Below are 26,529 nucleotides of genomic sequence, written 5' to 3' on the forward strand. Positions count from 1 at the left end.
ACCCGGCCCTGTTCGACCGCGCGTCGGCGACGGCGAGCCGCGACCTCCCGTCGCCGCGCGCGGCTACCCTGCTGGGGTGACGACCGCCGCCGTCCCGCCGAGCGTGGGCGACTACGAGCTGCTCGCCAAGCTGGGCGAGGGCGGCATGGGCGTGGTCCACCTCGCCCGCCGTCCCGGCGGCGACCGCGTGGCGCTGAAGGTGCTGCGTCCGCACGTCGTCGGCGACGACGAGACCCGGGCGCGCCTGGCCCGCGAGGTCTCCTCGCTCGAGCGCATCCGCAGCCGCTGGGTCGCCGAGATCCTCGACGCCGACCCCTGGGCGCCCATCCCGTACATCGCGACCCGCTACGTGCCCGGCCTCTCGCTGCACGACCACGTGCTCGAGGAGGGCCCGATCGAGGGCGACGACCTGCTGTGGTTCGCCGGCTGCCTGGCCGAGGGCGTCGGCAGCGTGCACGCGGCCGGCGTGCTGCACCGCGACGTCAAGCCCTCGAACGTGCTGATGGAGGGTCGCACGCCGATCCTCATCGACTTCGGGCTGGCCCGGGTCGCCGACGACCCGCGCCTGACCCACACCGGCTTCCTCCTCGGGACGCCCGGCTACCTGGCGCCCGAGATCCTCTACGGCGACGACGCCACGGCCGCCTCCGACGTCCACTCGTGGGCGGCCACCGTCGCCTACGCCGGCCTCGCCCGGCCGCCCTTCGGCCGCGGCCCGGCGATGGCGATCATGGACCGCGTGCGGCGCGGCGAGCACGACCTGCGCGGCCTGCCCGACGAGCTCGCGCGCCTGCTGGCCGCCGCGCTCGACCCCGAGCCGGAGCGACGGCCCACGCTCGCCCAGCTGCTGGCCTGGCTGGGGCCGCGCACGACGCGGCGCGACCTGCCCGCCACCCCGCTGGCGCAGGCCGTGCCGCAGACGGTGCCGCTGGCCGCCGTCCACCGCGCGGCGCTCGCCGACGGCACCGAGGTGCTCGGCCCCGATCTCACGGACCCCGCCGGCGACCCCGTCGGGGCGGCCGACCCGACGCGCATGTACACCGTGCGCGCCACCGCGCCGTTGAGCGCGGCGCCTCCGCTCCACCGGTCCGTCCCGCCCGCACCGCCCGCGCCGGCAGCCCCGTACGCACCGCTGCAGCCGCCGGCGTCCGGCCCGGCGCCGGGCGTCCCAGGGGGCCCGGGAGGCCCGGAGGCCTCGGAGGAGCCCCAGCCGTGGCCGTGGGAGTGGGAGGACGCGCCGGCGGAGCCACGCGCTCCGCTGGCCGAGCGGACGCGGCGACTGGTCGTCTGGGTGCTCCTCGCGGCGCTCGTCGGAGCCGCCGTCGCGGTGGCCCCGTGGGTCGCCACCGGCTCGGTGCTGCTCCTGACCTGGCTGCTGCGCACCGGCTCCCTGGCCGCGAGCGGTCTGGCCGACCGGCGTCGCCTGCGCGGCGCGCGCTGGCACGACGTCCCGGGCACGACCCTCGGCCTGCCCTGGCAGCTGCTGCGCTCCCTGCCCAGCACGGTGCTCCTCGCCCTGTGGGCGCTCGGCGTCGCGGCGGTCGGCGGGCTCGTCTGCTTCGCCGCGGCGGTCGACCAGCGCCTCGCGCTCGGCGTCTGCGGCACCCTGCTCGCCGTGGGCGCCTGGGCCGGGCCCGGCGGCTCGCGGGTCCGCGGCCCGCTCGGCGCCGTGGTGCGTCCGGCCGCCCGACGTCCCGTCGGCTGGCTGATCGTCTGCGCGCTGCTGCTCGCGGGGGCCGCCGGCGGCGCCGCGATCGCCCGCGGCGGCGCGGACTGGACGCCCGGCTCCGAGCGTCCGCTCTCCGGCCGCGACCTCCCCGGCCTCGGTGCTGTGGCACGATGACGGCCATGCCCGCGCCCGTCCGCATCCGGATTCCCTAGCGCGCCGAGCACCCCGCCCGGCGCGCCGCCTCTCGATCCTCGAGGGGCGTTTTTCATGTCCGGACCCGACCCCGACCACCGCAGGAGCACGACGATGAGCTCACCCGACCGCGAGGCGTTCCACGTCTACGACACCACGCTGCGCGACGGCGCGCAGCAGGAGGGCCTCTCGCTCACGGTGGCGGACAAGCTCGCGATCGCGCGTCACCTCGACGGCCTGGGCGTCGGGTTCATCGAGGGCGGCTGGCCGGGTGCGAACCCGAAGGACACTGCGTTCTTCGCCCGCGCGAAGGCCGACCTCGACCTGCGGCACGCCCAGCTGGCGGCCTTCGGCGCCACCCGGCGCGCGGGCGTGGCGGCGGCCGACGACCCGCTGGTGGCGGCGCTGCGCGACAGCGGGGCGGGCGTCGTCACGCTGGTGGCCAAGTCGCACGACCGGCACGTCGAGCTGGCCCTGCGCACGACGCTGGAGGAGAACCTCGCGATGGTGCGCGACACCGTCGCCCACCTGCGCGCCGAGGGGCAGCGGGTGTTCCTCGACGCCGAGCACTTCTTCGACGGCTACCGCGCCAACCGCGACTACGCGCTGGAGGTGCTGCGGACCGCCTTCGAGGCCGGCGCCGAGGTCGCGGCGCTCTGCGACACCAACGGCGGCATGCTCCCGGCCTGGGTGGCCGACGTCGTCCACGACGTCGTCACCTCCACCGGCGGACGCGTGGGCATCCACTGCCACAACGACACCGGCTGCGCGGTGGCCAACTCGCTCGCCGCCGTCGACGCCGGCGCCACCCACGTGCAGGGCACCGTCAACGGCTACGGCGAGCGCACCGGCAACGCCGACCTGATCGCGGTCGTCGCCAACCTCGAGCTCAAGCTGGAGCGTCCGGTGCTGCCGCCGGGGCTGCTGCGCGAGGCCACCCGCATCGCCCACGCGGTCGCCGAGGTCACCAACGTGCCGCCCTCGTCGCGGCAGCCCTACGTCGGCACCTCGGCGTTCGCGCACAAGGCGGGCCTGCACGCCAGCGCGATCAAGGTCGACCCCGACCTCTACCAGCACATGGACCCCCTCGGCGTCGGCAACGACATGCGGCTGCTGGTCTCCGACATGGCCGGACGCGCCTCGATCGAGCTCAAGGGCCGCGAGCTCGGCTTCGACCTCTCCGGCGACGACCCCGACACCCGCGCCCTGGTCACGCGCGTCACCGAGCGGGTCAAGGTGCTCGAGGCGCGCGGCCACACCTTCGAGGCCGCCGACGCGTCCTTCGAGCTGCTGCTGGCCGAGGAGGTCGAGGGCCGCCGTCCGTCGTACTTCGAGGTGGAGTCGTGGCGGGTGATCACCGAGACCCGACCCGACGGCGAGGCGGTCTCCGAGGCCACCGTCAAGCTGGTCGCGGACGGGGTGCGGTACGTCGTCACCGGCGAGGGCAACGGCCCGGTCAACGCCCTCGACCAGGCGCTGCGCACCGCGATCGGCCAGGCCTACCCGGCGGTCGCCGAGTTCGAGCTGATCGACTACAAGGTGCGCATCCTCGACCAGGGGCACGGCACCGACGCGATCACCCGCGTGCTGATCGAGACCAGCGACGGCGCGTCGTCCTGGGTCACCGTCGGCGTCGGCGCGAACCTCGTCGAGGCGTCCTGGGGGGCGCTGGTCGACGGCCTGACGTTCGGCCTGCGGCGCCACGGCCTCTGAGTCCCGGCGACCTCGGCGGCTACGGCGCGGGACGGGGCCCTGCAGCGGCCGGCGGCGCGTCGAGCACCCGTCGGACGAGGTCGGCCCAGGCGTCCTGCACCCGCGCGACGCTGTGGCCCTCGCGGCGCACCTGCTGCACCAGCACCGGCACCTCCAGCGGCGCGATGAGGGCGGTGGTGAGCAGCGGGAGGTCGCCCTCGACGCCGATCTCGCCCAGCAGGTGGCGCACGTGGCTGGCGATGAAGCCGATCGCCGCGACGCTGCGTCCGCCCGGGTATCCGGAGGCGGCGATCAGGTCGGCGTGCAGCAGCGTGGTCTCGATGCGCGAGCGGCCGAAGGCGAGCAGCCGCTCGCGCGGGGGAGCGCCCGGGCCGAGCGGCGGCGGGCCGGAGAGGACGGCGGCCTGCCAGCCGGACTCGCTGAAGTCGAGCAGCTCGCCCATGAGGCCCTCGCGGGAGGAGAACCGGCGGAACACGGTGCCCTTGCCGACGCCGGCCTCGCTGGCCAGGCGGTCCATCGTCACCCCGCAGACGCCGTCGCGCTCGACCAGGCGGCGGGCGGTCTCGAGCAGCAGGGCCCGGTTGCGGGCGGCGTCGGCGCGCTCGGGCGGCCGGTCGTCGGCCAGCGGGAGGAGCGGACGCGGGACGTCCTGGCCGGGGGTGCTCATGACGGTGCCGACTCTAGGCCGCCCGGCGGCGGCGGGACTCCCGGAACGGGATCCTGACAGCGGGGAATAGAAACGGACCGTGGTCCGTTTCGCCCGTCGTCCGTTCCACGTCCCTCCACCAGGAGTGAAGTCATGACCCGCGTCGCCCTGCTGCTCGGCAGCCTCCGCACCGACTCCGTCAACCGCAAGATCGCCGAGCTCCTCCGTGACCAGGCGCCCGAGGGCGTCGAGGTGAGCATCGTCGAGGGCCTCGAGCGCCTCCCGTTCTACAACGAGGAGCTCGACGGCGAGACCGTCCCCGCCGAGGTCGCCTCGGTGCGCGAGGCCGTCGCCTCGGCCGACCGCATCCTCGCCGTCACCCCCGAGTACAACGGCACGATGCCGGCCGTCCTCAACAACGCCATCGACTGGCTCTCGCGTCCCTACGGCCAGGGCGCCATCGTGGGCAAGCCGTTCGGCGTCGTCGGCGCCGCTCCCACCCCGTACGGCGCGAAGTGGTCGCACGCCGACGCGCTGCGCTCCGCGGGCATCGCCGGCGGCCTCCCAGTGGAGGACGTCACCGTGTCGCAGTCGACCCTCGAGGTCGACCCGATCGCCGATGACGCCACCCGTGCCCGGCTGCTCGACGCCCTGCAGCGCCTGGTCGACGTCGACCCGGCCGCGCTCGCGGCCTGAGTCCGCCTCGGCCCGGGTTCGGCTCCTGCGTCGGCCTAGGGTCGAGGGGTGTCCGCCCTCCACGACCTGACCGCCCTGCAGCAGGGAGCGCTCGTCCGTGCCGGCGACGTCTCGCCGCGTGAGCTCGTCGAACACCACCTGGCCCGTCTCGAGGGGCTCGATCCCAGATCGCCCGGGGTCGAGCCCCTCGGCGCGTTCGTGACCGTGACCGCCGAGCAGGCGCTGGAGCGGGCCGACGCGCTGCTGCGCGCCGGGCGTCCCGACGGGGCCGGGCCGCTGTGGGGCGTCCCGACGGCGATCAAGGACCTCCAGCCGACGGCGGGCGTCCGCACGACGCTGGGGTCGCCGGCCTTCGACGACTGGGTGCCCGAGCGCTCCGATCACGTCGTGCTCGCGATGGAGGCCGCCGGTCTGGTGAGCCTCGGCAAGACCAGCACCCCCGAGCTGGGCTCGCCCTGCTACACCGAGCCCGAGGGGCGTCCGGCCGCCGTCACGCCGTGGGACCGCACGCGGATGGCCGGCGGCTCCTCCGGCGGTGCGGCGGCCGCCGTGGCCGCCGGGCTCGTCCCGGTGGCGCAGGGCTCCGACGGAGGCGGCTCGATCCGGATCCCGGCGTCGTGCTGCGGGCTCGTCGGCCTCAAGCCCTCGCGCGGCCGGGTGAGCGGCGCGCCCGCCTACGGCGACCCGATCGGCCTGGCCACGCCGGGACCGCTCGCGCGTACCGTGCGCGACGCCGCCGCGCTGCTCGACGTCCTGGCCGGGCGACGGCCGGGTGACCCGTCGTGGGCTCCGCCGCCCGCGTCGACCTTCCTCGCCGCGTGCGACCGACCGCCCGCGCGGCTGCGGGTGGGGCTGCTGGTCGAGCCGCTGATCGCCGACCCCGTCGTCGATCCCGCGTGCCTGGCCGCCGTCGCCGACGCCGCCGCGCTGCTCGAGGCGCTCGGGCACGACGTCGAGCCGATCGCGCGGCCCCTGCCGCGCGAGGCCGTCGCCGACTTCGAGACCTGCTGGGCGGTGCTCACCGCGCTCACGCCGGTGCCGCCCGGGCGCGAGCACCTCCTGCGGCCCCTGACGTCGTGGCTCGTCGCTCGAGGGAACGCCGTCAGCGGGCCCGACTTCGGTCGCGCGATCGGTGCGCTGCGCCGGCACGCTGCCGCCGCGCTCGAGGCGCTCGCGCCCTACGACGTCGTGCTCTCGCCGACGCTCGCCGCGCCGCCCCTGCCCGTCGGCGCGCTGCGCGACGACGCCGATCCGGCCGCCGACTTCGAGGCGCAGAAGCGCTTCACGCCTTGGACGAGCGCCTGGAACGTCACCGGCATGCCGGCCGTCTCGCTGCCGCTGGGCTGGACCGCCCCCGCCCCCGGCGTCCCGACGCTGCCGGTCGGCGTCATGCTCGCGGCGCGGCCCGCCGAGGACGAGCTGCTGCTCGGGCTCGCCGCCCAGGTCGAGTCCGCCGCGCCGTGGTCCGGTCGGCGTCCGCCGGGGTGGTGAGGGGCGGGGGCCGCCCGTCGTCGGTTTCCCCGGTCGACCGGGGAAGCCGATCGATGTCGGCCGAAACTTCGCCTGTCATCGATCGGATCCGCCCGTCCTGAGGGGCTGGAGTGACGCCAGTGGTCCACGCCGGGGGACGCCGTGCGTCGGTGCCGGGACCCGGGCCCGACCGCGACTGGTCAGGGGAAGCTGGACGTTGTCAGGGGAAACTTCCCCTGACAACGTCCGGTTTCCCCGGATATCCGGGGAAACCTGCGCTCAGCCGAGCCACTCCAGCGCGCCGGCCACGAAGTCGCGGGGAGCGAGCGCGCCGGCGCCGGCGGGTAGGACGCCGAGCAGCGGCAGGCCGGTGACGCGAGGCAGCTCGTCGCGGTTGACGCCCTCGGCCAGCCCGGGCTCGGCGGGCCAGGAGCCGATCACCAGGCCGTGCGGCTCGAGATCGCGGGCGCGCAGCGCCCCGACGGTGAGCTCGGCGTGGTTGAGCGTGCCGAGGGCGGCGGCGACCACGATGACGACCTCGAGCCGCGCCTCGTCGGGGAGGCCGGCCTCGAGGGCGACGGCCAGGTCGAGCAGCGTCCCGCCGTCGGTGTCGAGGCGCACGAGCAGACCGCCGGCGCCCTCGACGATCACGGTGTCGTGGTCGGCGAGCAGCGCGAGGACGCGGGGGGCGTAGGAGTCGACGGCCGGGATCTCCACCCCGGCGCGGCGGGCCGCGGAGTCGGGCGCGAGCGGCTCGTCGAGGCGGGTCCAGGTGAGCACGTCGACGCCCGTGAGCCGCGCGACCGTTTCCGCGTCGGTGGGGTCCGCGCCGGCGACGCCGGTCTGGGCCGGCTTCACGACGACCACCCGCTGGCCGGCCGCGCGCGCCTGCGCCGCCAGGGCCGCGGTGGCGATCGTCTTGCCGACGTCGGTGCTGGTGCCGGTGACGACGACCACGCGCGGCGTCACGTTGGCGTCCTCCACGGGCGGGGTGGTCGGCGCGGCCGGGGGAGTCGGGGGAGTCGGGCTGGACGGGCTCATCGGTGCTCCTTCACGACGTCGACGAGGGTGGCCACGGCCCGCGCCCAGGCGTCCTCGGGCACCCCGGCGCTCACGGTGATGCGCAGCCGGGAGACGCCGTCGGGCACCGAGGGCGGACGGAAGCAGCCGACCCGCACCCCCGCGTCCAGCGCGGACGCCTGGGCGGCGAGGGCCTCCCGGGGCGAGGGCATCGGCACCGACAGCACGGCGCCCTCCGAGGGCTCGACGCCCAGCGCGGCGGCCAGGTCGAGGCCCCGGGTGCGCACCCGGGCGGCGAGCTCGGGCTCGGCGCGCAGGACGCGCAGCGCGGCGAGCGCGCCCGCCGCGGCGGCCGGCGCGAGACCGGTGTCGAAGATGAACGGACGAGCGCGGTTGACCAGGTGCTCGATCAGCGCCGGCGCGCCGAGCACGGCGCCGCCCTGGCTGCCCAGCGCCTTCGACAGGGTCGCGGTGACCACGACGTGCGGAAGGCCCGCGAGACCGAGCGAGGCGACGAGCCCCGGTCCGTGCACGCCCACGCCGTGGGCCTCGTCGACGACGAGCAGCGCGCCGTGACGCTCGCAGACCTCCGCGAGCTCGACCAGCGGCGCGGCGTCGCCGAGCACCGAGTAGATCGACTCGACGAGCACCAGGGTCCGCTCGCCGCCGCCGGCGGCGAGGGCGTCCTCGACCGCCTCGACGGCGTTGTGCGGCACCACCGTCACCCCGGCCCGCGAGAGCCGCACGGCGTCGATCAGCGAGGCGTGCACGTGGGCGTCGGAGACGACGTGGCAGTCGCGGTCGACCAGCGCGGTCACCAGCGCCAGGTTGGCGTGGTAGCCGGTGGACAGCACCAGCGCGGCCGGCTGGCCCAGGTGTGCGGCGAGCTCGCGCTCCAGCGTCGCGTGCAGCTCCAGGGTGCCCGTGACCAGGCGGGACGCGCCGGCTCCCGCGCCCCAGGCCAGGGCGGCGTCGGCGGCGGCCCGGGTGACGCGGGGGTCGCGCGCCAGTCCGAGGTAGTCGTTGCCGGCGAGGTCGATCGTCGCGTCGTCCAGCGCTCGCGGTCGCAGCCGGCGGGTGAGCCCCGCGGCCTCACGGCTCGCGGCCTGCTCGGCCAGCCAGTCGACCCAGGACACGTCGGCGCCGGAGTCGCCGAGGCCGCTCACGCGACCTCCGCGGCTCGGGCGATCGCCCGGCAGATGCGAGCCACGTCGGCGTCGTCGGTGACGTACGGCGGCATCGTGTAGACCAGGTCGCGGAACGGCCGCAGCCACACGCCCTCCTCGGCGGCGGCGTCGGCGGCCTTGGCGACGTCGACCGCGTGGTCGAGCTGGACGACGCCCACCGCGCCCAGGGTGCGCACGTCGGCCACGCCGGGCGTCCCGCGCAGCGGCTCGAGCCCGGCGCGCAGCCCGGCGCCGACCCGGGCGACCTGCCCGGCCCAGTCGCCGCGCTCGAGCAGGTCGAGGCTGGCCAGCGCCACCGCGCAGGCTAGGGGGTTGCCCATGAACGTCGGCCCGTGCATGAGCACGCCGGACTCCGAGGCCGAGAGCCCGCGGGCCACCTCGGTGGTGCACAGCACCGCCGCCAGGGTCAGGTAGCCGCCGGTGAGCGCCTTGCCGAGGGCCAGGACGTCGGGTCGCACGCCGGCGGCGTCGGCGGCGAAGAGCGAGCCCGTACGACCGAGCCCGGTGGCGATCTCGTCGAGCACCAGCAGCAGGCCGTGCTCGTCGGCCACCTCGCGCAGCACCCGCAGGCAGGCCGCCGGGTAGGGCCACATGCCGCCGGCGCCCTGCAGCAGCGGCTCGACGACGACGCCCGCCAGCTCGTGGGCGTGCGCGGACGCCAGCGCCCGGACGCCGTCGGCCCAGGCGGCGATCGTGGCCTCGTCGGCGTCGTGGGCGGGCGGCCGCTCGGCGAACACGTGCGAGGGCAGGACGTCGGCGAACATCGAGTGCATCCCGCCCACGGGGTCGCACACGCCCATGACGCCGAAGGTGTCGCCGTGGTACCCGCCGCGCAGGCTCAGCATCCGGGTGCGCTCGGGCCGGCCGACGCCCCGCTGGTGCTGCAGCACCATCTTCAGCGCGACCTCCATGCCCACCGAGCCGGAGTCGGCCAGGAACACGTGCTCCAGGCCGTCGGGGGTGATCGCGACGAGCCGCTCGGCCAGCCGGATCGCCGGGGCGTGGGTCAGACCGCCGAACATCACGTGCGCCATCCGCCCGGCCTGCTCGACCAGCGCGGCGTCGAGCACTGGGTGCCGGTAGCCGTGGATCGCGGCCCACCACGACGACATGCCGTCGACCAGCTCGGTGCCGTCGGCCAGCCGCAGCCGCACGCCCTGCGCGTCCTCGACCAGCCGCACGGGGGCGGGGTGCGTCATCGACGTGTAGGGGTGCCACACGTGCGCGCGGTCGTACGCGAGCAGTCGCTCGGCGTCGTGGGTCATCCGCGCTGCTCCCCGGGGATCGCTCAGGCGTTCGGCGCCAGGGCGGTGCCGGCGCCGCGACGGCGGATCGCGGGGTCGACCGGGATCGTCGTCGGCTCGCCCGCCGCGCCGTCGGCGAGGTGCTCCTCGGAGCCGAGGACGACGAAGCCGTTGTCGCGGATCAGCGCGAGGTCGGCCTCGGCGTCCTGCCCCTCGGAGGTGAGGTAGTCGCCGAGGAAGATCGAGTTGGCGACGTGCAGCGCCGTGCCCTGCAGCGAGCGCAGGTGCATCTCGCGGCCGCCGGCGATGCGGATCTCCTTGTCGGGGCAGACGAACCGCGCCATCGCGAGGATCCGCAGGCAGCGCAGCGGGTCGAGCTCCCAGGTGTTCTCGTACGGGGTGCCGTCGAAGGGCATGAGGAAGTTGATCGGGATGGAGTCGGAGTCGAGCTCCTTGAGCGCGAAGAGCGCCTCGACGAGCTGCTCGTCGGTCTCCCCGAGGCCGGCGATCAGGCCCGAGCAGGGGGAGAGGCCGGCGGACTTCGCCTTGCCGACGGTGTCGACGCGGTCGGCGTAGGTGTGGGTCTGGACGATCTCGTCGTGGTGCGACTCGGCGGTGTTGATGTTGTGGTTGTAGGCGTCGACGCCGGCCGCCTTGAGCCGCTCGGCCTGGCCGTCCTTGAGCAGGCCGAGGCAGGCGCACACCTCGACGTCGGGGTGCTCGGACTTGATCGCCCCGACCATGTCGGTGACCCGGTCGATGTCGCGGTTCGTCGGGCCGCGGCCCGAGGAGACCATGCACACCCGCGTGGCGCCGCCCTTGAGCCCGGCGGCGGCCTGCGCGAGCGCCTCGTCGGTCTGCAGCCACTTGTACTTCAGGATGTCGGCGGTCGAGCCGACGGCCTGGCTGCAGTAGTTGCAGTTCTCCGGGCACAGGCCCGACTTCAGGTTGACCAGGTAGTTGACCTTGACCGTGTTCGAGAAGTGCGCGCGGCGCAGCCGCCCGGCCGCCGCGACGACGTCCAGCACCTCGGCGTCGGAGGAGCGCAGCACCGCCAGGGCGTCGGCCTCGGTGGCGGGCGTGCCGGCGAGCACCGCGCTCGCGAGCTGCTGGAAGTCGGTCATGCGGCATCTCCTCGGTCGTGCACGGCGGGACGCACCAGTATGGACGCGCGGCTCCGGCGTCGGACGCCGGGTCCGGCCACCGGGCGTGCCCCGGCCCGGGTCAGGCCTCGACGATCCCGCCGGCCTGCTCGGCCAGCAGGATCGCCGCCGCGAGGTCGAGCCGGGTGCGCGCGAGGCGGGCGGAGGCGAGGTCGCTGCCCTCGAGCCGGGCGCCGACCAGGTCCGCGCCGGCGAGGTCGGCCTGGCGCAGGGTGGCGCCGCCGAGGTCGGCGCCCCGCAGCACGACGTCGCGCAGCACCGCGTCGGCGAGGTCGGCCTCGCGCAGGTCGAGCCCGGAGAGGTCCAGGCGGGTCAGGTCGGCGCCCCGCAGCGAGACGGAGCGCCACTGCCCGCCGAGCACGCGCATCGGGCGCAGCGTGCAGCGGGAGAAGGACGTGCCCGTGAGCTTGCAGCCCTCCCAGCTGCTGTCGAAGAGCGTCGAGCCGCGCAGCTCGCAGGCGATGAGCGCCGTCGTGTGGTGGGACGAGCCGTTGAGCCGGCACGACTCGAACAACGCAGCCCTCGAAGACGGTGCCCCGGGTGACGACCTCGGTGAGGTCGACCCGCTCGAAGCGGCAGTCGACGAACCGCGTCGCGCCGAGCTCGGCGCCGTACCAGTCGAGGTCGCGGAAGGCGACGCCCTCGGCGCCGCCGGCGGGAGGGTCGTCCGGTGCGTCGACGGCGGCCATGCCGCCGACCCTAGGCCTCCCGCAGCCGCCAGAGGTGGTCGACCGGCCCGTGGCCCCGGCCCACCGTCCGGCCGGCGCCCGAGACGAGGGCCGCCTGGAGGAAGGCGTGCGCGGCCGTCACCGCCGCGGGCACGTCGTCCCCGAGCGCGAGCCGGGCGGCGATGCCCGAGGCCAGGGTGCAGCCGGTGCCGTGGGTGTGCGGCGTGTCGCGCCAGGGGGCGGTCAGCGTGCGGGTGGCGCCCGCGCCGACGAGCAGGTCGGTGACGACGCCGTCGACCGGCACGTGCCCGCCCTTGACCAGCGCCCAGCGGGCGCCGAGCGCGACCAGCGCGGCGCCGGCGGCCTCCCGGTCGTCCTCGCCGGTGAGCACCACCGCCTCGGGCGCGTTCGGCGTCACCACCTGCGCGCGCGGCACGAGCAGCTCGCGGATCGCGGCCACGGCCTCGTCGGGCACGAGCCGGTGCCCGGAGGTCGCCACCATGACCGGGTCGAGCACGAGCGGGACGTCCGGCAGCAGCTCGGCCAGCCCGTCGGCCACCGCGGCGACCAGGGCGACGTCGCCCAGCATGCCGGTCTTGACCGCCCGCACGTCGAGATCGGCCGCCACCGCCTCCAGCTGCGCCCGGACGACGGCGGGCTCGACGGGGTGCACCGCGTGCACTCCGGTGGTGTCCTGCACGGTGAGGCCGGTGACCACGGTGGCGGCGTAGCAGCCGAGCGCGGTGGCGGTCTTGACGTCGGCCTGCAGCCCGGCGCCGCCGGAGGGGTCGGAGCCGGCGATGGTCAGCATCACCGGCTCGCGTTCGCTCACGCCCGGCCCCCGTCGACGGACGCCCGCAGCGCGCGGGCCGCGCCGAGCGGATCCGGGGCCGCGGTGATCGCGGTGACGACCGCGACGCCGTCGGCGCCGGCGGCCACCACCTCGGCCGCGTTCCCGTGGTCGATGCCGCCGATCCCGACGACCGGCAGGTCGTGCCCGCGCTCGCGCAGCGCGGCGACGACGCGCCGCACGCCGTCGAGCCCCCACGGCTCGCTGTGGTCGGGCTTGGTCGCGGTGGCCCACACGGGGCTCACCGCGACGTAGGAGCACACCGCCAGGGCGGCGCCGTCGTCGAGCTGCGCGGGGTCGTGCAGCGACCATCCGACGATCGCGTCACGGCCGAGACGACGCCGGCAGGTGACGGGATCGGCGTCGTCGGGGCCGACGTGCACGCCGTCGACCAGCGCCGCGGCCTCGAGGTCGTCGTTCACCACGACGAGCGCGTCGGGGCAGGCCTCGCGGACGGCGAGCGCGAGCGCGGCGCGGCGGGCGGCGTCGTCCGGCTGCTCGCCCTTCGCGCGCACCTGGACGATGCCGGCGCCGCCGGCGACGGCCGCGCGCGCCACCTCGACGACCTCCCGGTCCGTGGCGTCGGGAGCGCTGACCAGGTAGACGGCCAGCCGCTCGCGCAGGCCGCTCACGCGTCGGCCCCGCGCACCTCGATCGACGGGCCGTCCAGCCGCAGCGCCTGCGGGTCGAGGGAGTCGAGGGCGGCGAGCTCGTCGAGCAGGTGAGCCCGGAGCGTGCCGGGACCGGCGGCGAGGCGTCCGGCACGGCGTCCGGCGACCGCCAGCACCGTCATCGCGGCCGCGGCCCCGATGAGCGGGTCGTCGGCGACCCCGGCGCACGCCCCGACGAGGGCGCTGGACGCGCAGCCGAGCGCGGAGACCAGCGGCATGCGGGCGTCGCCGCCGGTGAGCAGGACGACCCGCGCGCCGTCGGTGACCACGTCCGTCGCGCCGCTGACCACCACGACCGCGCCGGACGAGCGGGCCAGCGCGACGGCGTCGTCGACCACGGCGACGGACTCCTCGGTGGCGTCGACCCCGCGGCCGCCCGGGCCGCCGCCGGCCAGGGCGCGGATCTCGCTGGCGTTGCCGCGGATCACCGTCGGCCGCAGCCCGATCAGCTCGGCGGCGGTCGCGCGGCGGTACGCGGTGGCGCCGACGGCCACCGGGTCGAGCACCCAGGGGCGGCCGCGCTCGACGGCCACCTGCGCGGCGGCCCGCATGCCCGCGACCCACGGCGGGCTGAGCGTCCCGATGTTGACGACGACCGCGTCGGCCAGCCCGGCCAGCTCGCCGGCCTCCCGCTCGTCGTGCACCATCGCCGGGCTCGCGCCCGCGGCGGTGAGCAGGTTCGCCGCGAGGTCCATCGAGACGTAGTTCGTGAGGCACTGGGTGAGCGGCGCCCGCTCCCGCAGGGCCGCGTGCACCGTGGCGATGCGCGCCGCGAGCGCGTCGATCGTCAGGGCTGCGTCAGCCACGTCGGCTCCCTCCGCCGGTGTCAACCGGATCAGGTTCGGCGGGTGTGATCTCAGCCCTCCCCGATCGGAGGGCACCCCGGCCACGTGGCCCCGACGGTAGCCGCGGGGCTCAAGTGGCTGGGATGCGGGACCTGGCCGCTCCCTGACGTCCACGGCACCTCATCAGTGGCCCGGACGGTGCCGCACGCGTCACGGAAGGTCGGAGGGGTCGCCGGAGGGGGCGGAGCGGGCGAGCCCCCGCCCGGCTCAGGCGAGCGTGACGCGCAGCGCCGCGGCCGCGGCCCGGGCGCGGTCGCGCGCCTCGGCGGTGGTGGCGCCGCGGGCCAGCGTCACCGCGACGCGCCGCTCGCCGTCGACCCGCGGCTTGCCGAACAGCCGCACCTGGACGCTCGGGTCGACGGCGTAGGCCTCCTCGAGGCCGTCGAAGGACGGCACGCCGTGGCCCTCGACCTTGACCGGCCAGGACGCCGCCGCGCCCGGCCAGCGGGTGGCGGCCACCGGCAGCCCGAGCACGGCGCGGGCGTGCACGGCGAACTCGCTGACGTCCTGGCTCACCAGCGTCACCAGGCCGGTGTCGTGCGGCCGCGGCGAGACCTCCGAGAACACGACCCCGTCGGCGGTCAGGAACAGCTCGACGCCGAAGAGGCCGTGGCCGCCGAGCGCGTCGGTGATCCGCCGTGCGACGTCCTGCGCCTGGGCCAGCTGCTCGGCGGAGACGGTGCTCTCCCCGGGCGCCTCCTGCCACGACTCCGCGTAGTCGCCGTCGACCTGGCGGTGCACCACGGGGTCGAGGAAGAGCGTGCCGTCGACGTGCCGGGCGGTGAGCAGGGTGATCTCGGTGTCGAAGGCCACGAAGCCCTCGACGATGCACCGCGCGCTCTGGCTGCCGCGGCCGCCGGTCTGCGCGAAGTCCCACGCGGCGGCGAGGTCGTCGGGGGAGCGCACCAGCGACTGGCCTTTGCCGCTGCTCGACATCACCGGCTTGAGCACCACCGGCCAGCCCAGCTCGTCGGCGGCCGCGTTGAGCTCCTCGAGGGTGTCGACGAACGCGTACGGCGAGGTCGGCAGGCCGAGCTCCTCCGCGGCTAGGCGCCGGATGCCCTCGCGGTTCATCGTCAGCACGGTCGCGCGCGCCGTCGGGGCGACGCGCAGCGGCCACTCCTGGGCGGCCTCGAGCTCGGCGAGCACGTCCGTGGCGATCGCCTCGATCTCCGGGACGACGACGTCGGGTCGCTCCGCGCGCAGCACGGCGCGCAGCGCGTCGGCGTCCTGCATGTCGACGACGTGGCTGCGATGCGCGACCTGCATGGCCGGTGCGTCGGCGTAGCGGTCGACCGCGACGGTCTCGACGCCGAGCCGCTGCAGCTCGAGCACCACCTCCTTGCCGAGCTCGCCCGAGCCGAGGAGCAGGGCGGTGGTGGACGAGGCGGAGAGCGGGGTGCCGATCACGGGGCGAGTGTGGCAGGTGGCCGGTCGGTCGCCGGTGCGGCGTCGGCCGCCTCCAGCACGCGCTCGCAGGCCTCGAGCAGGCGTCGTCGCAGCGGGACGGCCCGATCCGCGAACCTTGCCTGGGCCTCGGCGTAGGCGCGCTTGCCCTCGGCGGTCTCGATCGGCACCGGCGTCCACGGCTCGCCGGTGGGGTCGAGCGTCCAGCCGCTCATGTCGTACGGGGCGGCGCGCATGTCGAGGATGCGGATGTCCCAGGCGAGCTCGAAGCAGTCGGCCACGAGGTCGGAGGGGATCAGCGGGCTCAGGCGGAAGGCGTGCTTGTAGAGGTCCATCCCGGCGTGCAGGCAGCCCGGCTGCTCGAATGCGGGCCGGTCGTCGCGACCGGGCGAGAGCACGTTGAGCGGACGCGCGGGCTCGGTGAAGAAGCGGTACGCGTCGAAGTGGCTGCAGGCGATGCGGTGCCCCTCGACGACGGCGTCCGTGCCGGAGCCGCCGAGCCGCAGGGGCAGCGGGTGCCGGGTCCGCGGGCTGTGCGGGCCGACCCCGGCGCGGTAGACCATCGCCCACTCGTGCAGCCCGAAGCAGCCCAGGTGCGGGGGCCGCTCGAGGGTCGCGACGAGCAGGCGGCGCACCGCCTCGGCGATCGGACGGCGTCGGGCGAGCACCTCGTCGGTCACCGCGCCGTCCCGGTACGCCGCCAGCGCCTCGTGCTCGGGGGCGTCCTCGAGCCGGACGCCGAGGCCGGGGTGCCACGTCAGCAGCTGTGCCGGACGCTGGGAGTAGTAGGTGAAGAGGAAGTCGTGCACCGGGTGCGGGTCACCCGCCTCGCGACGGCGCAGGTGCGGCTCGACGTAGGGCGCGAGCCGGGCCCGGTGGGCGGCTGCCCGGGGCTCCCACTCCACGCGGCTCATCGAGATCACGGGCGTCAGGCTAGGCCGGATCGGTCTCCGCTCCGGAGTCGCCGGCCGCGCCGAGCCCTCCCGAGGCGACACGATCTGTCGGTGGGCGTGCGAACCTTCGCACGCCCACCGACGGTTTCGGCGGCCAGCCGCCGAAGCTTCGGCGGTCGACCGCCGAAGCTCCCCGGGCCCCCGCGACTACGGCCCCGCCCGCCCCCCTCGCTAGGGTCGACGCCGTGCGCATCGTCCGCTTCACCACCGGCGAGGACCCCCAGTACGGCGTGCTGGCCGGCGACCTCGACGAGTACGGCCAGCCCGAGCCCGACGCCGTCGTCGTGGCGCTCGCCGGCGACCCGCTCTACGTCGGCGTCCGGCTGCTCGAGCAGCAGCACCGGCTCGCCGACGTCCGGCTGCTGGCGCCGGTGCTGCCGCGCAGCAAGGTGGTGGCGATCGGCCGCAACTACGCCGCCCACGCCGCCGAGCTCGGCAGCGACGTGCCCGCCGAGCCGCTGATGTTCCTCAAGCCCAACACCAGCGTGATCGGCCCCGACGACGCCATCGCCTACCCGCGCCAGACCCAGGACCTCCACTACGAGGGCGAGCTGGCCGTCGTCATCGGGCGCATCTGCCGCGACGTGCCGGTCGAGCAGGCCACCGACGTCATCCACGGCTACACCATCGCCAACGACGTCACCGCCCGCGACCTCCAGCGCTCCGACGGCCAGTGGACGCGCGCCAAGGGCTTCGACACCTTCTGCCCGCTCGGCCCCTGGATCGAGACCGATCTCGACCCGCAGCACTTCGTCGACGGCGTGCGCCTGCAGACCCACCTCAACGGCGACGTCGTCCAGGACGCCTCCACCGCCGACATGATCTTCGACGTCCCCACGCTCATCGCCCACGTCAGCAGCGTCATGACGCTGCTGCCCGGAGACGTCCTGCTCACCGGCACGCCCGAGGGCGTCGGCCCGATGCAGGTCGGCGACGAGGTGGAGGTCTCGATCGCCGGTCTCGGCACCCTCACGAACCACGTCAAGGCAAGGTGAACGATCCCGTGACCACGAGCGACCGTCATGTCCGCGTCCGCATGGCGCCCTCGCCGACCGGCAGCCCGCACGTCGGCCTGGTGCGCACCGCGCTCTACAACTGGGCCTTCGCGCGCCACCACGGCGGCACCTTCGTGCTGCGCATCGAGGACACCGACAAGGAGCGCAACACCGAGGAGTCCTACCGCGGCATCCTCGAGCTCTTCGGCTGGCTGGGCCTGCAGTGGGACGAGGGCGTCGAGGTCGGCGGCCCGTACGGCCCGTACCGGCAGTCCGAGCGCGGCGAGCTGTACGCCGACGTCCTCGCCAGGCTCGCTGGGTCCTCGTACACCTACGACTGCTTCTGCACCCCCGACGAGGTCGAGGCCCGCCGCAAGGAGTCCGGCTCGAAGGTCGTCGGGTACGACGGCTTCTGCCGCGAGCTGAGCGCCGAGCAGCGCGCCGCCTTCGAGGCCGAGGGCCGCACCAGCGTCGTCCGGTTCCGCATGCCCGAGGGCTCGATCACCTGGGACGACCTGGTCCGCGGCGAGGTCACCTTCGAGACGCGGTACGTGCCCGACTTCGCCCTCTGCCGCGCCAACGGCGACCCGCTCTACACCCTCACCGCGCCGGTCGACGACGCGACGATGGCCATCACCCACGTGCTCCGCGGCGAGGACCTCCTCTCCTCGACGCCGCGGCAGATCGCGCTCTTCGACGCGCTTCAGGCGATCGGCGTGGCCGAGACGACGCCGGCCTACGGCCACCTGCCCTACGTGATGGGCCAGGGCAACAAGAAGCTCTCCAAGCGCGACCCCGAGGCCAACGCGCTGGCCTACCGCGACCAGGGCTACCTGCCCGAGGGCCTGCTCAACTACATGGCGCTGCTCGGCTGGTCGATCGCCGCCGACCGCGACGTCTTCACCACCGACGAGATGGTCGAGGCCTTCGAGATCGGCGACGTCAACCCGAACCCCGCGCGCTTCGACCTGAAGAAGGCCGACGCCATCAACGCCTCGCACATGCGCCGGCTCTCCGTCGAGGAGATCGGACGACGGGCGCTGCCGTTCCTCCAGGCGGCCGGCGTGGTCTCCGATCCCGTGTCCGACGCCGACGCGCGGCTGCTCGAGCAGGCCATGCCGCTGGTGGCCGAGCGGATCAACCGGCTCGCCGAGGCGCCCGACATGCTCGGCTTCCTCTTCGTCGACGAGGCCGACCTCGTCCGCGATCCCGCTGACGTCGAGAAGCTCCTCGACGACGCCGGTCTCGAGATCGTCCGCGCCTCCCACGACGCGCTCGCCGATCTGCCGACCTGGAGCACCGAGGCCATCCAGGACGCCCTCCAGCGCGCCCTCGTCGAGGAGCGCGGGCTCAAGCCCCGGGTCGCCTTCGGCCCGGTGCGCGTGGCCGTCACCGGACGCCGCGTCAGCCCGCCGCTGTTCGAGTCCCTCGAGCTGCTCGGTCGCGAGCGCTCGCTGGCCCGGCTGGCCTCCGCCACCGCCTGAGCCCGCGGCCGCGCAGCCGCACCGCTCGGGGTCGTCGCCCGGGTCGTGTCCCGGGGCCCGACCCGGCGGCTGGCACGCTGGAGGCGTGAGCACGTCGACCGTCGTCACACCCGCACCGGGCCTCCCGTACCACCTCCTGCTGCGGCGCGGACGCGCCGCGTGGTGGCGGTCCCTCCTGGGCGTCGTCGCGCTCCTGGCGGCGGTGCTGCTGGTCGTCCAGCTCGTGCTCCTGCTGGCCTTCGTGGCCGGCTACGCGTTCGTCGGCGTCGGTCCGGCCGAGGCCGCCGACCGGCTCTCGTCTACCACCGACCTGAGCCCGGTCGGGCTCGCCTACGTCAACCTCGGGCTGGCCAGCGCCATCCCCGTGGTGTGGTTGATCGTCCGGGTGCTGCACGGCCTCGGGCCGGGCTGGGTGGCCAGCGTCGCCGGACGGCTGCGCTGGCGCTGGATGCTCACCTGCACCGGGCTGGCGGCGGCGACGCTCGTCGTCACCGTGCTGGTCGGCGCGCTGGTGCCGAGCGACGCGGCCGCCGTCGCCGGCGACGGCGGGGTCAACGACCTGACCCGCACGACGCTCGGCTTCGTGGTCGTCATCGTGCTGCTCACCCCGCTGCAGGCCGCGGGGGAGGAGTACGCGTTCCGCGGCTACCTGACGCAGGTCTTCGGGGCGCTGCTCGGCCGCCGATGGGTCGCCATCACGCTGCCGGCGGTGCTGTTCGCGCTCGCGCACGGCGCCCAGGACGCGCCGGTCTTCGTCGACCGGCTGGCCTTCGGCCTGGTCGCGGGCTACCTGGTCGTGCGCACCGGGGGGCTCGAGGCCGGCATCGCGATGCACGTGCTGAACAACTTCCTCGCGTACGGCGGCGCGCTGCTCTACGGCGACATGGCCACGGTGCTCCAGCCCACCGGCGGCTCGTGGTGGTCGCTGGCCACGACGCTCACCCAGTCGCTGGTCTTCGTGGCCCTCGTGGTGCCCGCGGCCCGTCGTCGGGAGCTCGCGATCGAGGCCCCGGCAGGCGAATTGGTGGGCCCGGAGGGCCGCGTGTAAGGTTCCCTCTCGGTCCGGACGACGGGGCGCGAGCCTCGCTCAGCCGGTACCCCCATGGGGTATGGTGTAATTGGCAGCACGACTGATTCTGGTTCAGTTAGTCTAGGTTCGAGTCCTAGTACCCCAGCGCGATCGCGACCCGCCTCGGCGAACACCAGCGAAGCAGGTCGCGATTTTGTGTGAACGAAGGCCGACGCTAGAGTTCCGCAGGCAGTCAGGGAGTCGCGAGAGCGGGTCCCGAGGCTCACGCCCCCGTTGTGTAGCGGCCTAGCACGCCGCCCTCTCAAGGCGGTAGCGCCGGTTCGAATCCGGTCGGGGGTACCAGCCCAGCACGAAGGCCCGGCCGCAGGAGCGGCCGGGCCTTCGTCGTTCTCGGGCCCCCCCGGGGGCTCACGGACAGGTCACGCGCGGGTCACCGGCGGGGCGTCACGGGGGTGAAGGTGATCTTCACCTGGCCGTCGTCGAGCGAGTCGCCCTCGCAGGACAGCTCGGTGTCCTGGTCGCAGTCGTAGCGGCCGCCCGCGTTGACCGCGATCACCTCGATGGTCCGGACGCCCCCCTGGGAGGTCGGCACCGTCAGGGTGGCGTCGCCGCTGCTGTTCAGCGCCACCCGGACGAGCTGGTGGCTGGTGGCGCGACGCACGTCGACCAGCGCGCGCGAGCCGGCGGCGGTGGGCGGCAGGTCGAAGTCGATCCGCACGTCCTTGCCCGACGACACGTAGCGCGCGTTGAGCAGGCCCGAGGAGCTCGAGAGGTGCTTGAACGGCCCCGAGACCGTGTCGGTCAGGTCGCCCGCCACGCTCGGCGACCAGCGCGCGAAGCCCTCGTAGCGGGTGTAGCCGGCGCCCTCCCGGAACAGCGAGGGGTGGCGCAGCGCGAAGGCGTAGTCGGCGTAGACCGTGGCGAGGCTGGCGCCGCGCGAGGCGAGCACGGTGGAGATGCCCTGCACCGAGTACTGCTTGCCCTCGCCCCGGTTCGTGCCGAGCGCCGACCACAGCTGGCGCATGATCCGCGGCATCGAGCCCTGCCGGGTCGGGTACCGCTCGGTCAGGTAGCGGAAGAAGATCCAGCCCCCGTACTCCCACGACGGCGTCGAGAGGTCGTCGATGCTCCGGTCGGGGTACTTCAGCTGGCTGGCCGCGAGGTACTGCCGGTTGTCGTTGACGTCGGTGTAGACCTCGTCCTCGGCCCAGGCGGCCGTCGACTCCATCAGCCAGCGGTCCTCGGCGTAGTCGTAGGCGTACTGCACGGCGTGGAAGTACTCGTGGGCGGCCGTCACCCGCAGGTTGTCGGCCTGGTCGTTGCTCGGGAACTGCGTGCTGGAGAAGTCGTTGTCGAGCGCGCAGTACGACGTCGCGGTGCGGGTGCCCGCGGCCGCGACCTTCTCGGGCTGGCAGAAGCCGTAGAGACCCTGGCCGCCGAGGTCGAGCAGGTAGACGTCGAAGAGGCTCGAGCCGCCGGCGCGACCGTCCGACGGGGGACGGCGGTAGCCGGAGCGCGCGTAGACGTCGCGGACCGTGCCCATGACGGTCAGCACCCGGTCGACGTACGCGCGGGTCGAGCGGTCGGGGCCGGTGGCGGTCCAGTGCACGCACACGACCCCGCAGGTGACCCGGGTGCTCTTCGGCCGAGCGAGCACCGCGTCGGCCGTGGCCCGCTGGGCGGCCGGCAGCGCCGATCGCTGCCGCCAGAGGTCCCGCAGCAGCAGGCTGGCGTCCTGCGGGACGACGGGGGAGGCGCCCACCTGCGCGCGGGCGGCGCTGCGGGCGCCGCCGCCGAGCAGTCGCTGCACGTCGGCCAGGGTGCGCTCCGCCCGCGTGCGGGCGCTGGGCTGCACGGAGGGGGCAGCAGAGGCGGAGGCCGCGGGCGACGTGCCGGCTCCGGCCTCGGCGGAGGCGCCGGGGGCGGGGCCGAGCACGGCCGTCAGCGGCAGCGCGGCGGCCGCGAGGGTCGCGAGGGCGGTCAGGCGGACGGGACGACCCGTGCGCCTCGCCGGGTGGACGGGAGTGCGGGATCGTCGGTGGTAGCCGAGCACGAGGATCCTTCCGAGCTGGTGGACCCCCGAGACGGCCGGGTCCGGCGCCGTGCTCCCAGCATCGCAGGAGGCGGCGCGTCCGTCTGCTCCCGGCTCCCGTCGTCGGGACGTCCGGCTCAGGCGCAGAGGCCGACCTGGGCGTTGGCCGCGGCGTCGGGGCTCGGGCTCTTCGACGGCGACGGGCTGCTGCTGGGCGAGCCGCTGGGAGACCCGCTCGGGGAGCCCGAGGCGCTCGAGGACGCCGACGGCGACGTGCCGCCGCCCGGCGGCCGGGCCGCGTTGATCGAGCCGGCCGAGAGGCTGGAGGGCAGCGGCTGGTCCTGGCGCATCCGCTTCCACAGGGTCTCGGCGTCGGGGGCGAGCACGAGCCGGTTGGGATCCTGCGGATACGGCGCGAAGGGCGCGGTGACGAAGCGGATGTCGCCCAGCCCGGTGGCGCCGAACTGCTGGGCGAGGTCGACGAGCTTGCCGATGTTGTCGAGCCCGGAGTCGACCTGCAGCGAGCGCACCGCCGCGTCGACGAAGTGGAAGACCCGGTCGGGACGCGTGAGCGTGCCGGCCGAGAAGACCTTGTTGATCATCGAGGCGATGAAGGCCTGCTGGCGCTTCATCCGGCCGATGTCCGAGCCGTCGCCGACGCTGTGGCGCTCGCGCACGTAGTCGAGGGCCTGCTGGCCGCGCAGGGTCTGGGTGCCGGCCTCGAAGAAGATGCCGCGGCGCCGGTCGTCGATCACCTCGGGGATGCAGACCTGCACGCCGTCGACGGCGTCGACCATCTCCTGGAAGCCGCGGAAGTTGACCACCACCCAGTGGTCGATGTGCACGCCCGTGATCGCGCCGACCGTCGAGATGGTGCAGGCCGGCCCGCCGAGGAGGTAGGCGCTGTTGAACTGCTGCAGCTCGCCGCCGGGGATGGTCTGGCCGTCCTTGCCCTTGCAGTCGGGTCGGGTGACGAGGGTGTCGCGGGGGATGGAGACGCCGTAGGCCTCCTTCCGGTCGGCCGAGACGTGCAGGAGGATCGTGGTGTCGGATCCGCCGCCGGCCTCCTTGTCGATGCCGCAGCCGTCGCAGTTGCGGTCGTCGGAGCCCATGACGAGCACGTTGAGCGGCTCCCGGGGCCCCTGGACGGCCTCCTTGGTGGGGTTCACGGTGATGGCGCCGCTGAGATCGGTGCTCTGCAGGCTGCCGTTGAGGTGGTCGTAGACCAGCGTGACGGTGAGCCCGGTGACCAGGGCCAGGCACAGCTGCGACAGCAGGATCACCCGCACCACGAGGTGACGGTGCGATCGGGGCGCGCGGCGCTTGGCTCGGGAACGGCTCACGGGCCCATCGTCGCAAATCCCTGGGCATGTCCGTGAGCGGACGGGGTACTCCGTGCCCGGTCCCGTGCCCGGGCCGTGCCCGGGCGGCTCTTGCTCCAGGGCCGCTGCCGTGTCCGATTCCCGCCAGCCGGGTCTCGGGACGTGGGGGAGGATGGGCGCATGACGCCGGTCCTCGATCCCACGGCCTGCTACGCGGCCGTCCGCTCGCGGGACCGTCGCTTCGACGGCGTCTTCTACACCGCGGTGCGCACCACCGGCATCTACTGCCGGCCGTCGTGTCCGGCCCGCACGCCCGCCGCGGGCAACGTCTCCTTCCACCCGACCGCGGCCGCCGCCCAGTCCGCCGGCTACCGCGCCTGCCGCCGCTGCCGCCCGGACGCGACCCCGGGGAGCCCCGCGTGGGACGTCGCGGCCGACGTCGCCGGACGCGCGATGCGGCTGATCGGCGACGGCGTCGTCGATCGCGACGGCGTGCCCGGCCTCGCGGCGCGGCTCGGCTACACCCCGCGGCACCTGGGTCGGCTGCTCGCCGCCGAGCTCGGCGCCACGCCCCTGGCCCTGGCTCGGGCGCAACGCGCGCAGGTGGCGCGGATCCTGCTCGAGACGACGACGCTGCCGTGCGCCGAGGTGGCCTTCGCCGCCGGGTTCGCCAGCGTGCGCCAGTTCAACGACACCGTCCGCGAGGTGCACGCGTGCACGCCGACGGCCCTGCGCGAGCGGGCGGCGGGCGCCGGGCCGGGGCGGACCTCCGGCGTCGAGGGTGCCGCGGGCGCCCTGACGCCGCTGCGGCTGCGGCTCGCGGTGCGCACGCCCTACGCGGCCCGCGAGTGCCACGCCTTCCTGGCGCTGCACGCCGTCACGGGCGTGGAGGCGGCCGGAGCGGACTGGTACGCCCGCACGCTCGATCTGCCGCACGGCCCCGGCACGGTGCGGGTCGACTTCGCGCCGCTGCTCGGCGCCGTCGGTCGCGAGCCCGGCGTCGGGCACCTCGACGTCACTCTGGAGCTCGCCGACCTGCGCGACACCGCCGCGGCGCTGGAGCGCACGCGACGCCTGCTGGACGCGGACGCCGACCCGGTGGCCGTCGACGCCCACCTCGGCGCCGATCCGCTGCTCGCCGCCTCCGTCGAGGCGACGCCCGGTCTGCGGATGCCCGGTCAGGTCGACGGCCCCGAGCTCGCGGTGCGCGCGGTCGTCGGACAGCAGGTGAGCCTGGCCGGCGCGCGCACGGTCACCGGCCGGATCGTCGCCGCCCACGGCCTGCCGCTGCGCTCCTCGGTGCCGGGCCTGACCCACCTGTTCCCGCGTCCGGACGTGCTCGCGTCGCTGGACGCCGCGGCGACCGAGGGACCCCGCGCGCTCCCGCTGCCCCGCGCCCGGGCACGCGCGCTCGTGGCGATCGCCGACGCCTGCGCCCGGGGCGAGGTGGCGCTGGACCGCGGCGCCGACCGAGCCGAGGTCCGCACCGCGCTGCTCGCGCTGCCCGGCGTCGGGCCGTGGACGGCCGACTACGTCGCCCTGCGCGCGCTCGGCGACCCCGACGTCTGGCTGCCCGGCGATCTCGCCGTGCGCCGGGTGCTGGCGCGGGCGGGTGCGATCGACGGCCCGCGCGACGTCGCCGGCACCGTGGCCCGCGCCGAGCCCTGGCGTCCGTGGCGCACCTACGCGCTCGCGCACCTGTGGCAGCAGGCGCTCGAGGGCGTCCCGGTGCCGCTCACGGCCGCGGAGCCGGCCCCGCCCGTCCCGTCCGTCCCGTCACCCGAGGAGCCCTGACATGCCCGCCCTGACCATCGAGAGCCCCGTCGGGCCGCTGCGGCTGGTCGCCGAGGGCGACGCGCTCGTCGCCCTCCGGTTCCTGGACGCCGACGACCTCGCCCACAGCCCCGCAGGCGGAGCCGTCGACCGGCTCGAGGACGGCGCCGACGCTCCGGTGCTGGCCGAGGCCGCCGCCCAGCTGGCGGCGTACTTCGCCGGCGAGCGGCACGACTTCGACCTGCCGCTCGCGCCGCTCGGCACCGAGTTCCAGCACCGGGTGTGGGCGGCGCTGCGCCGGATCGGCTTCGGCGCCACCGCCACCTACGGCGAGATCGCCCGCGCGATCGGCCTGACGCCCGCTGCGTCCCGCGCCGTAGGACTGGCGAACGGACGCAACCCGCTGCCCATCGTCGTCCCGTGCCATCGCGTGATCGGCGCCAACGGCACCCTCACCGGCTACGCCGGCGGCCTGGAGCGCAAGCGGATCCTGCTCGACCTCGAGCAGGGCGCGCTGCCGCTCTGAGGACGAGCCCGTCCCGTCCGCCACGCGTGTCACTCAGGACGGGCGAAGTCGATCGATGTCGGCCGAAGTTTCGCCCGACATCGATCGGTTTCCCCGGTCGACCGGGGAAACCGACGCAGGCCGCCCCGCCGCCTCAGCCCTCCGCAGCAGCCCGACGCAGCGACTCCGAGAGTCGCTCAGCGGCGGCGAGCACGGCGGGGGCGTGCATGCGGCCGGGCTGGCGGGAGAGCCGCTCGAGGGGGCCGGAGACGGACACGGCGGCGATCACCTTGCCGCTGGGGGAGCGCACCGGCGCGGAGACCGAGGCGACGCCCTGCTCGCGCTCGCCGACCGACTGGGCCCAGCCGCGGCGGCGGATGCCGGACAGCGCGGCGGCGGAGAACGCGGCGTTCTGCAGCCCGCGGTGCAGCCGGTCGGGGTCCTCCCAGGCCAGCAGGATCTGCGCGGCGGAGCCCGCGCGCATCGTCAGCTGGGAGCCGACGGGGATGGTGTCGCGCAGGCCCGAGGGACGCTCGGCGGCGGCGACGCACACGCGGTGGTCGCCCTGGCGGCGCCACAGCTGGGCGGACTCGCCGGTGATGTCGCGCAGACGGGCCAGCACGGGGCCCGCGGTCGCCAGCAGGCGGTCCTCGCCGGCGGCGGCGGACAGCTCGGCGAGGCGGGGGCCGAGCACGAAGCGTCCCTGCATGTCGCGGGCGACCAGGCGGTGGTGCTCGAGCGCCACCGCGAGCCGGTGCGCGGTCGGACGGGCCAGGCCGGTCGCCGTCACGAGCCCCGCGAGCGTGGCGGGCCCGGACTCGAGGGCGGTGAGGACGAGGGCTGCCTTGTCGAGAACGCCGACTCCACTGCTGTCCATATGGCAATACTCGCGTCTCGGATCATGGGATGCAAGCGATGTGACGCGCGCCTCAGTGCCCGCATCATCTCCGGACGTCGGCGGCCCGGCAAGGCGAGTTCGTCCAGGATCCGAGAT

The 26,529-nt window shown here is 75.4% G+C and carries 23 protein-coding genes, 2 tRNA genes and 1 riboswitch; of the genes, 11 read left to right on the forward strand and 14 right to left on the reverse strand.

Features of this window, described 5'->3' with window-relative positions; translation table 11 throughout:
• The first annotated feature begins 76 nt into the window (after positions 1-76).
• Together K8Z61_RS01215 and cimA are read left to right on the forward strand one after the other, a co-directional pair.
• The gene (locus tag K8Z61_RS01215) at positions 77-1,843 is read left to right on the forward strand and encodes a protein kinase domain-containing protein (RefSeq protein ID WP_224126250.1); all 1,767 of its coding nucleotides are present in this window, start codon (positions 77-79) and stop codon (positions 1,841-1,843) included.
• A 132-nt stretch (positions 1,844-1,975) separates the two neighbouring features.
• Positions 1,976-3,574 (forward strand): citramalate synthase, encoded by a 1,599-nt coding sequence (gene cimA, locus K8Z61_RS01220; RefSeq protein WP_224126251.1) that lies wholly within the window; start codon positions 1,976-1,978, stop codon positions 3,572-3,574.
• A 19-nt stretch (positions 3,575-3,593) separates the two neighbouring features.
• Here cimA and K8Z61_RS01225 read toward each other — a convergent pair whose 3' ends face one another.
• Entirely contained in the window at positions 3,594-4,241 is a 648-nt protein-coding gene (locus K8Z61_RS01225) for a TetR/AcrR family transcriptional regulator (RefSeq protein ID WP_224126252.1), read from the reverse strand.
• A 132-nt stretch (positions 4,242-4,373) separates the two neighbouring features.
• On the opposite strand from K8Z61_RS01225, the gene K8Z61_RS01230 reads away from it, so the two are divergent.
• Positions 4,374-4,916 carry an NAD(P)H-dependent oxidoreductase gene (locus K8Z61_RS01230; RefSeq protein WP_224126253.1) on the forward strand — a complete coding sequence of 181 codons (543 nt, stop codon included), beginning with the start codon at positions 4,374-4,376 and terminating at the stop codon, positions 4,914-4,916.
• 48 nt (positions 4,917-4,964) lie between these two features.
• Positions 4,965-6,407, forward strand: a complete 1,443-nt coding sequence (locus tag K8Z61_RS01235) for an amidase (protein WP_224126254.1) — start codon at positions 4,965-4,967, stop codon at positions 6,405-6,407.
• Between the two features lie 258 nt (positions 6,408-6,665).
• On the opposite strand, the gene bioD is transcribed toward K8Z61_RS01235, so the two are convergent.
• From bioD to K8Z61_RS01285, 10 genes are all read right to left on the reverse strand, one after another.
• On the reverse strand, positions 6,666-7,427 hold the full coding sequence (bioD, locus tag K8Z61_RS01240) for a dethiobiotin synthase (RefSeq protein ID WP_224126255.1): 762 nt from the start codon (positions 7,425-7,427) through the stop codon (positions 6,666-6,668).
• Entirely contained in the window at positions 7,424-8,572 is a 1,149-nt protein-coding gene (locus tag K8Z61_RS01245) for an 8-amino-7-oxononanoate synthase (RefSeq protein ID WP_224126256.1), read from the reverse strand. Before K8Z61_RS01245 ends, bioD begins: the two co-directional genes overlap by 4 nt.
• Positions 8,569-9,858, reverse strand: a complete 1,290-nt coding sequence (locus K8Z61_RS01250) for an adenosylmethionine--8-amino-7-oxononanoate transaminase (protein WP_224126257.1) — start codon at positions 9,856-9,858, stop codon at positions 8,569-8,571. Before K8Z61_RS01250 ends, K8Z61_RS01245 begins: the two co-directional genes overlap by 4 nt.
• A 23-nt stretch (positions 9,859-9,881) precedes the next feature.
• Positions 9,882-10,961, reverse strand: a complete 1,080-nt coding sequence (gene bioB / locus K8Z61_RS01255) for a biotin synthase BioB (protein ID WP_224126258.1) — start codon at positions 10,959-10,961, stop codon at positions 9,882-9,884.
• Positions 10,962-11,061: 100 nt separating this feature from the next.
• Positions 11,062-11,514, reverse strand: coding sequence for a pentapeptide repeat-containing protein (locus tag K8Z61_RS01260; protein ID WP_224126259.1), 453 nt, complete (start codon positions 11,512-11,514; stop codon positions 11,062-11,064).
• 185 nt (positions 11,515-11,699) lie between these two features.
• Positions 11,700-12,500 carry a bifunctional hydroxymethylpyrimidine kinase/phosphomethylpyrimidine kinase gene (gene thiD, locus K8Z61_RS01265; protein WP_224126260.1) on the reverse strand — a complete coding sequence of 267 codons (801 nt, stop codon included), beginning with the start codon at positions 12,498-12,500 and terminating at the stop codon, positions 11,700-11,702.
• Positions 12,497-13,150, reverse strand: coding sequence for a thiamine phosphate synthase (gene thiE, locus K8Z61_RS01270; protein ID WP_224126261.1), 654 nt, complete (start codon positions 13,148-13,150; stop codon positions 12,497-12,499). Before thiE ends, thiD begins: the two co-directional genes overlap by 4 nt.
• Positions 13,147-13,995: a hydroxyethylthiazole kinase gene (gene thiM / locus K8Z61_RS01275; protein ID WP_224126262.1), complete on the reverse strand. Its 849-nt coding sequence runs from the start codon at positions 13,993-13,995 to the stop codon at positions 13,147-13,149. Before thiM ends, thiE begins: the two co-directional genes overlap by 4 nt.
• A riboswitch (TPP riboswitch) is annotated at positions 13,985-14,084 on the reverse strand. (Overlaps the previous gene by 11 nt.)
• A 157-nt stretch (positions 14,085-14,241) precedes the next feature.
• Positions 14,242-15,444 carry a formate-dependent phosphoribosylglycinamide formyltransferase gene (gene purT / locus K8Z61_RS01280; protein WP_224126263.1) on the reverse strand — a complete coding sequence of 401 codons (1,203 nt, stop codon included), beginning with the start codon at positions 15,442-15,444 and terminating at the stop codon, positions 14,242-14,244.
• Positions 15,441-16,355, reverse strand: coding sequence for a 3-methyladenine DNA glycosylase (locus K8Z61_RS01285; protein ID WP_224127560.1), 915 nt, complete (start codon positions 16,353-16,355; stop codon positions 15,441-15,443). Before K8Z61_RS01285 ends, purT begins: the two co-directional genes overlap by 4 nt.
• 224 nt (positions 16,356-16,579) lie before the next feature.
• On the opposite strand from K8Z61_RS01285, the gene K8Z61_RS01290 reads away from it, so the two are divergent.
• From K8Z61_RS01290 to K8Z61_RS01310, 5 genes are all read left to right on the forward strand, one after another.
• A complete protein-coding gene (locus K8Z61_RS01290) occupies positions 16,580-17,389 on the forward strand; it encodes a fumarylacetoacetate hydrolase family protein (RefSeq protein WP_224126264.1) in 810 nt (269 codons plus the stop codon).
• Positions 17,390-17,430: 41 nt separating this feature from the next.
• Positions 17,431-18,873 (forward strand): glutamate--tRNA ligase, encoded by a 1,443-nt coding sequence (gltX, locus tag K8Z61_RS01295; protein WP_224127561.1) that lies wholly within the window; start codon positions 17,431-17,433, stop codon positions 18,871-18,873.
• An 85-nt stretch (positions 18,874-18,958) separates the two neighbouring features.
• Entirely contained in the window at positions 18,959-19,921 is a 963-nt protein-coding gene (locus tag K8Z61_RS01300) for a CPBP family intramembrane glutamic endopeptidase (RefSeq protein ID WP_224126265.1), read from the forward strand.
• Between the two features lie 55 nt (positions 19,922-19,976).
• Positions 19,977-20,048: transfer RNA gene (locus tag K8Z61_RS01305), tRNA-Gln, on the forward strand.
• Positions 20,049-20,169: 121 nt separating this feature from the next.
• Positions 20,170-20,245: transfer RNA gene (locus tag K8Z61_RS01310), tRNA-Glu, on the forward strand.
• Between the two features lie 88 nt (positions 20,246-20,333).
• Here K8Z61_RS01310 and K8Z61_RS01315 read toward each other — a convergent pair.
• Together K8Z61_RS01315 and K8Z61_RS01320 are read right to left on the reverse strand one after the other, a co-directional pair.
• Positions 20,334-21,956 carry an MXAN_6640 family putative metalloprotease gene (locus tag K8Z61_RS01315; protein WP_224126266.1) on the reverse strand — a complete coding sequence of 541 codons (1,623 nt, stop codon included), beginning with the start codon at positions 21,954-21,956 and terminating at the stop codon, positions 20,334-20,336.
• Positions 21,957-22,072: 116 nt separating this feature from the next.
• Positions 22,073-23,278: an LCP family protein gene (locus K8Z61_RS01320; RefSeq protein ID WP_224126267.1), complete on the reverse strand. Its 1,206-nt coding sequence runs from the start codon at positions 23,276-23,278 to the stop codon at positions 22,073-22,075.
• Positions 23,279-23,437: 159 nt separating this feature from the next.
• On the opposite strand from K8Z61_RS01320, the gene K8Z61_RS01325 reads away from it, so the two are divergent.
• Entirely contained in the window at positions 23,438-25,051 is a 1,614-nt protein-coding gene (locus K8Z61_RS01325) for a DNA-3-methyladenine glycosylase 2 family protein (RefSeq protein ID WP_224126268.1), read from the forward strand.
• A gap of 1 nt (position 25,052) precedes the next feature.
• Entirely contained in the window at positions 25,053-25,556 is a 504-nt protein-coding gene (locus tag K8Z61_RS18725) for a methylated-DNA--[protein]-cysteine S-methyltransferase (RefSeq protein WP_263430386.1), read from the forward strand.
• A gap of 133 nt (positions 25,557-25,689) precedes the next feature.
• Here the strand turns inward: K8Z61_RS18725 and K8Z61_RS01340 are convergent, their stop codons facing one another.
• Complete coding sequence (locus K8Z61_RS01340; protein WP_224126269.1) at positions 25,690-26,412, reverse strand: IclR family transcriptional regulator; 723 nt, start codon at positions 26,410-26,412, stop codon at positions 25,690-25,692.
• Positions 26,413-26,529: the final 117 nt, after the last annotated feature.

It is taken from the genome of Nocardioides sp. TRM66260-LWL (assembly GCF_020075545.1).
GTDB lineage: Bacteria > Actinomycetota > Actinomycetes > Propionibacteriales > Nocardioidaceae > Nocardioides.

Excerpts from the sequence above, each read along its gene's own strand:
- cimA (WP_224126251.1), top strand. The coding sequence starts at position 1,976 with ATGAGCTCACCCGACCGCGAGGCGTTCCACGTCTACGACACCACGCTG.
- K8Z61_RS01225 (WP_224126252.1), bottom strand. The coding sequence starts at position 4,241 with ATGAGCACCCCCGGCCAGGACGTCCCGCGTCCGCTCCTCCCGCTGGCC.
- K8Z61_RS01230 (WP_224126253.1), top strand. The coding sequence starts at position 4,374 with ATGACCCGCGTCGCCCTGCTGCTCGGCAGCCTCCGCACCGACTCCGTC.
- bioD (WP_224126255.1), bottom strand. The coding sequence starts at position 7,427 with ATGAGCCCGTCCAGCCCGACTCCCCCGACTCCCCCGGCCGCGCCGACC.
- K8Z61_RS01250 (WP_224126257.1), bottom strand. The coding sequence starts at position 9,858 with ATGACCCACGACGCCGAGCGACTGCTCGCGTACGACCGCGCGCACGTG.
- bioB (WP_224126258.1), bottom strand. The coding sequence starts at position 10,961 with ATGACCGACTTCCAGCAGCTCGCGAGCGCGGTGCTCGCCGGCACGCCC.
- K8Z61_RS01285 (WP_224127560.1), bottom strand. The coding sequence starts at position 16,355 with ATGAGCCGCGTGGAGTGGGAGCCCCGGGCAGCCGCCCACCGGGCCCGG.
- gltX (WP_224127561.1), top strand. The coding sequence starts at position 17,431 with ATGGCGCCCTCGCCGACCGGCAGCCCGCACGTCGGCCTGGTGCGCACC.
- K8Z61_RS01325 (WP_224126268.1), top strand. The coding sequence starts at position 23,438 with ATGACGCCGGTCCTCGATCCCACGGCCTGCTACGCGGCCGTCCGCTCG.
- K8Z61_RS18725 (WP_263430386.1), top strand. The coding sequence starts at position 25,053 with ATGCCCGCCCTGACCATCGAGAGCCCCGTCGGGCCGCTGCGGCTGGTC.
- K8Z61_RS01340 (WP_224126269.1), bottom strand. The coding sequence starts at position 26,412 with ATGGACAGCAGTGGAGTCGGCGTTCTCGACAAGGCAGCCCTCGTCCTC.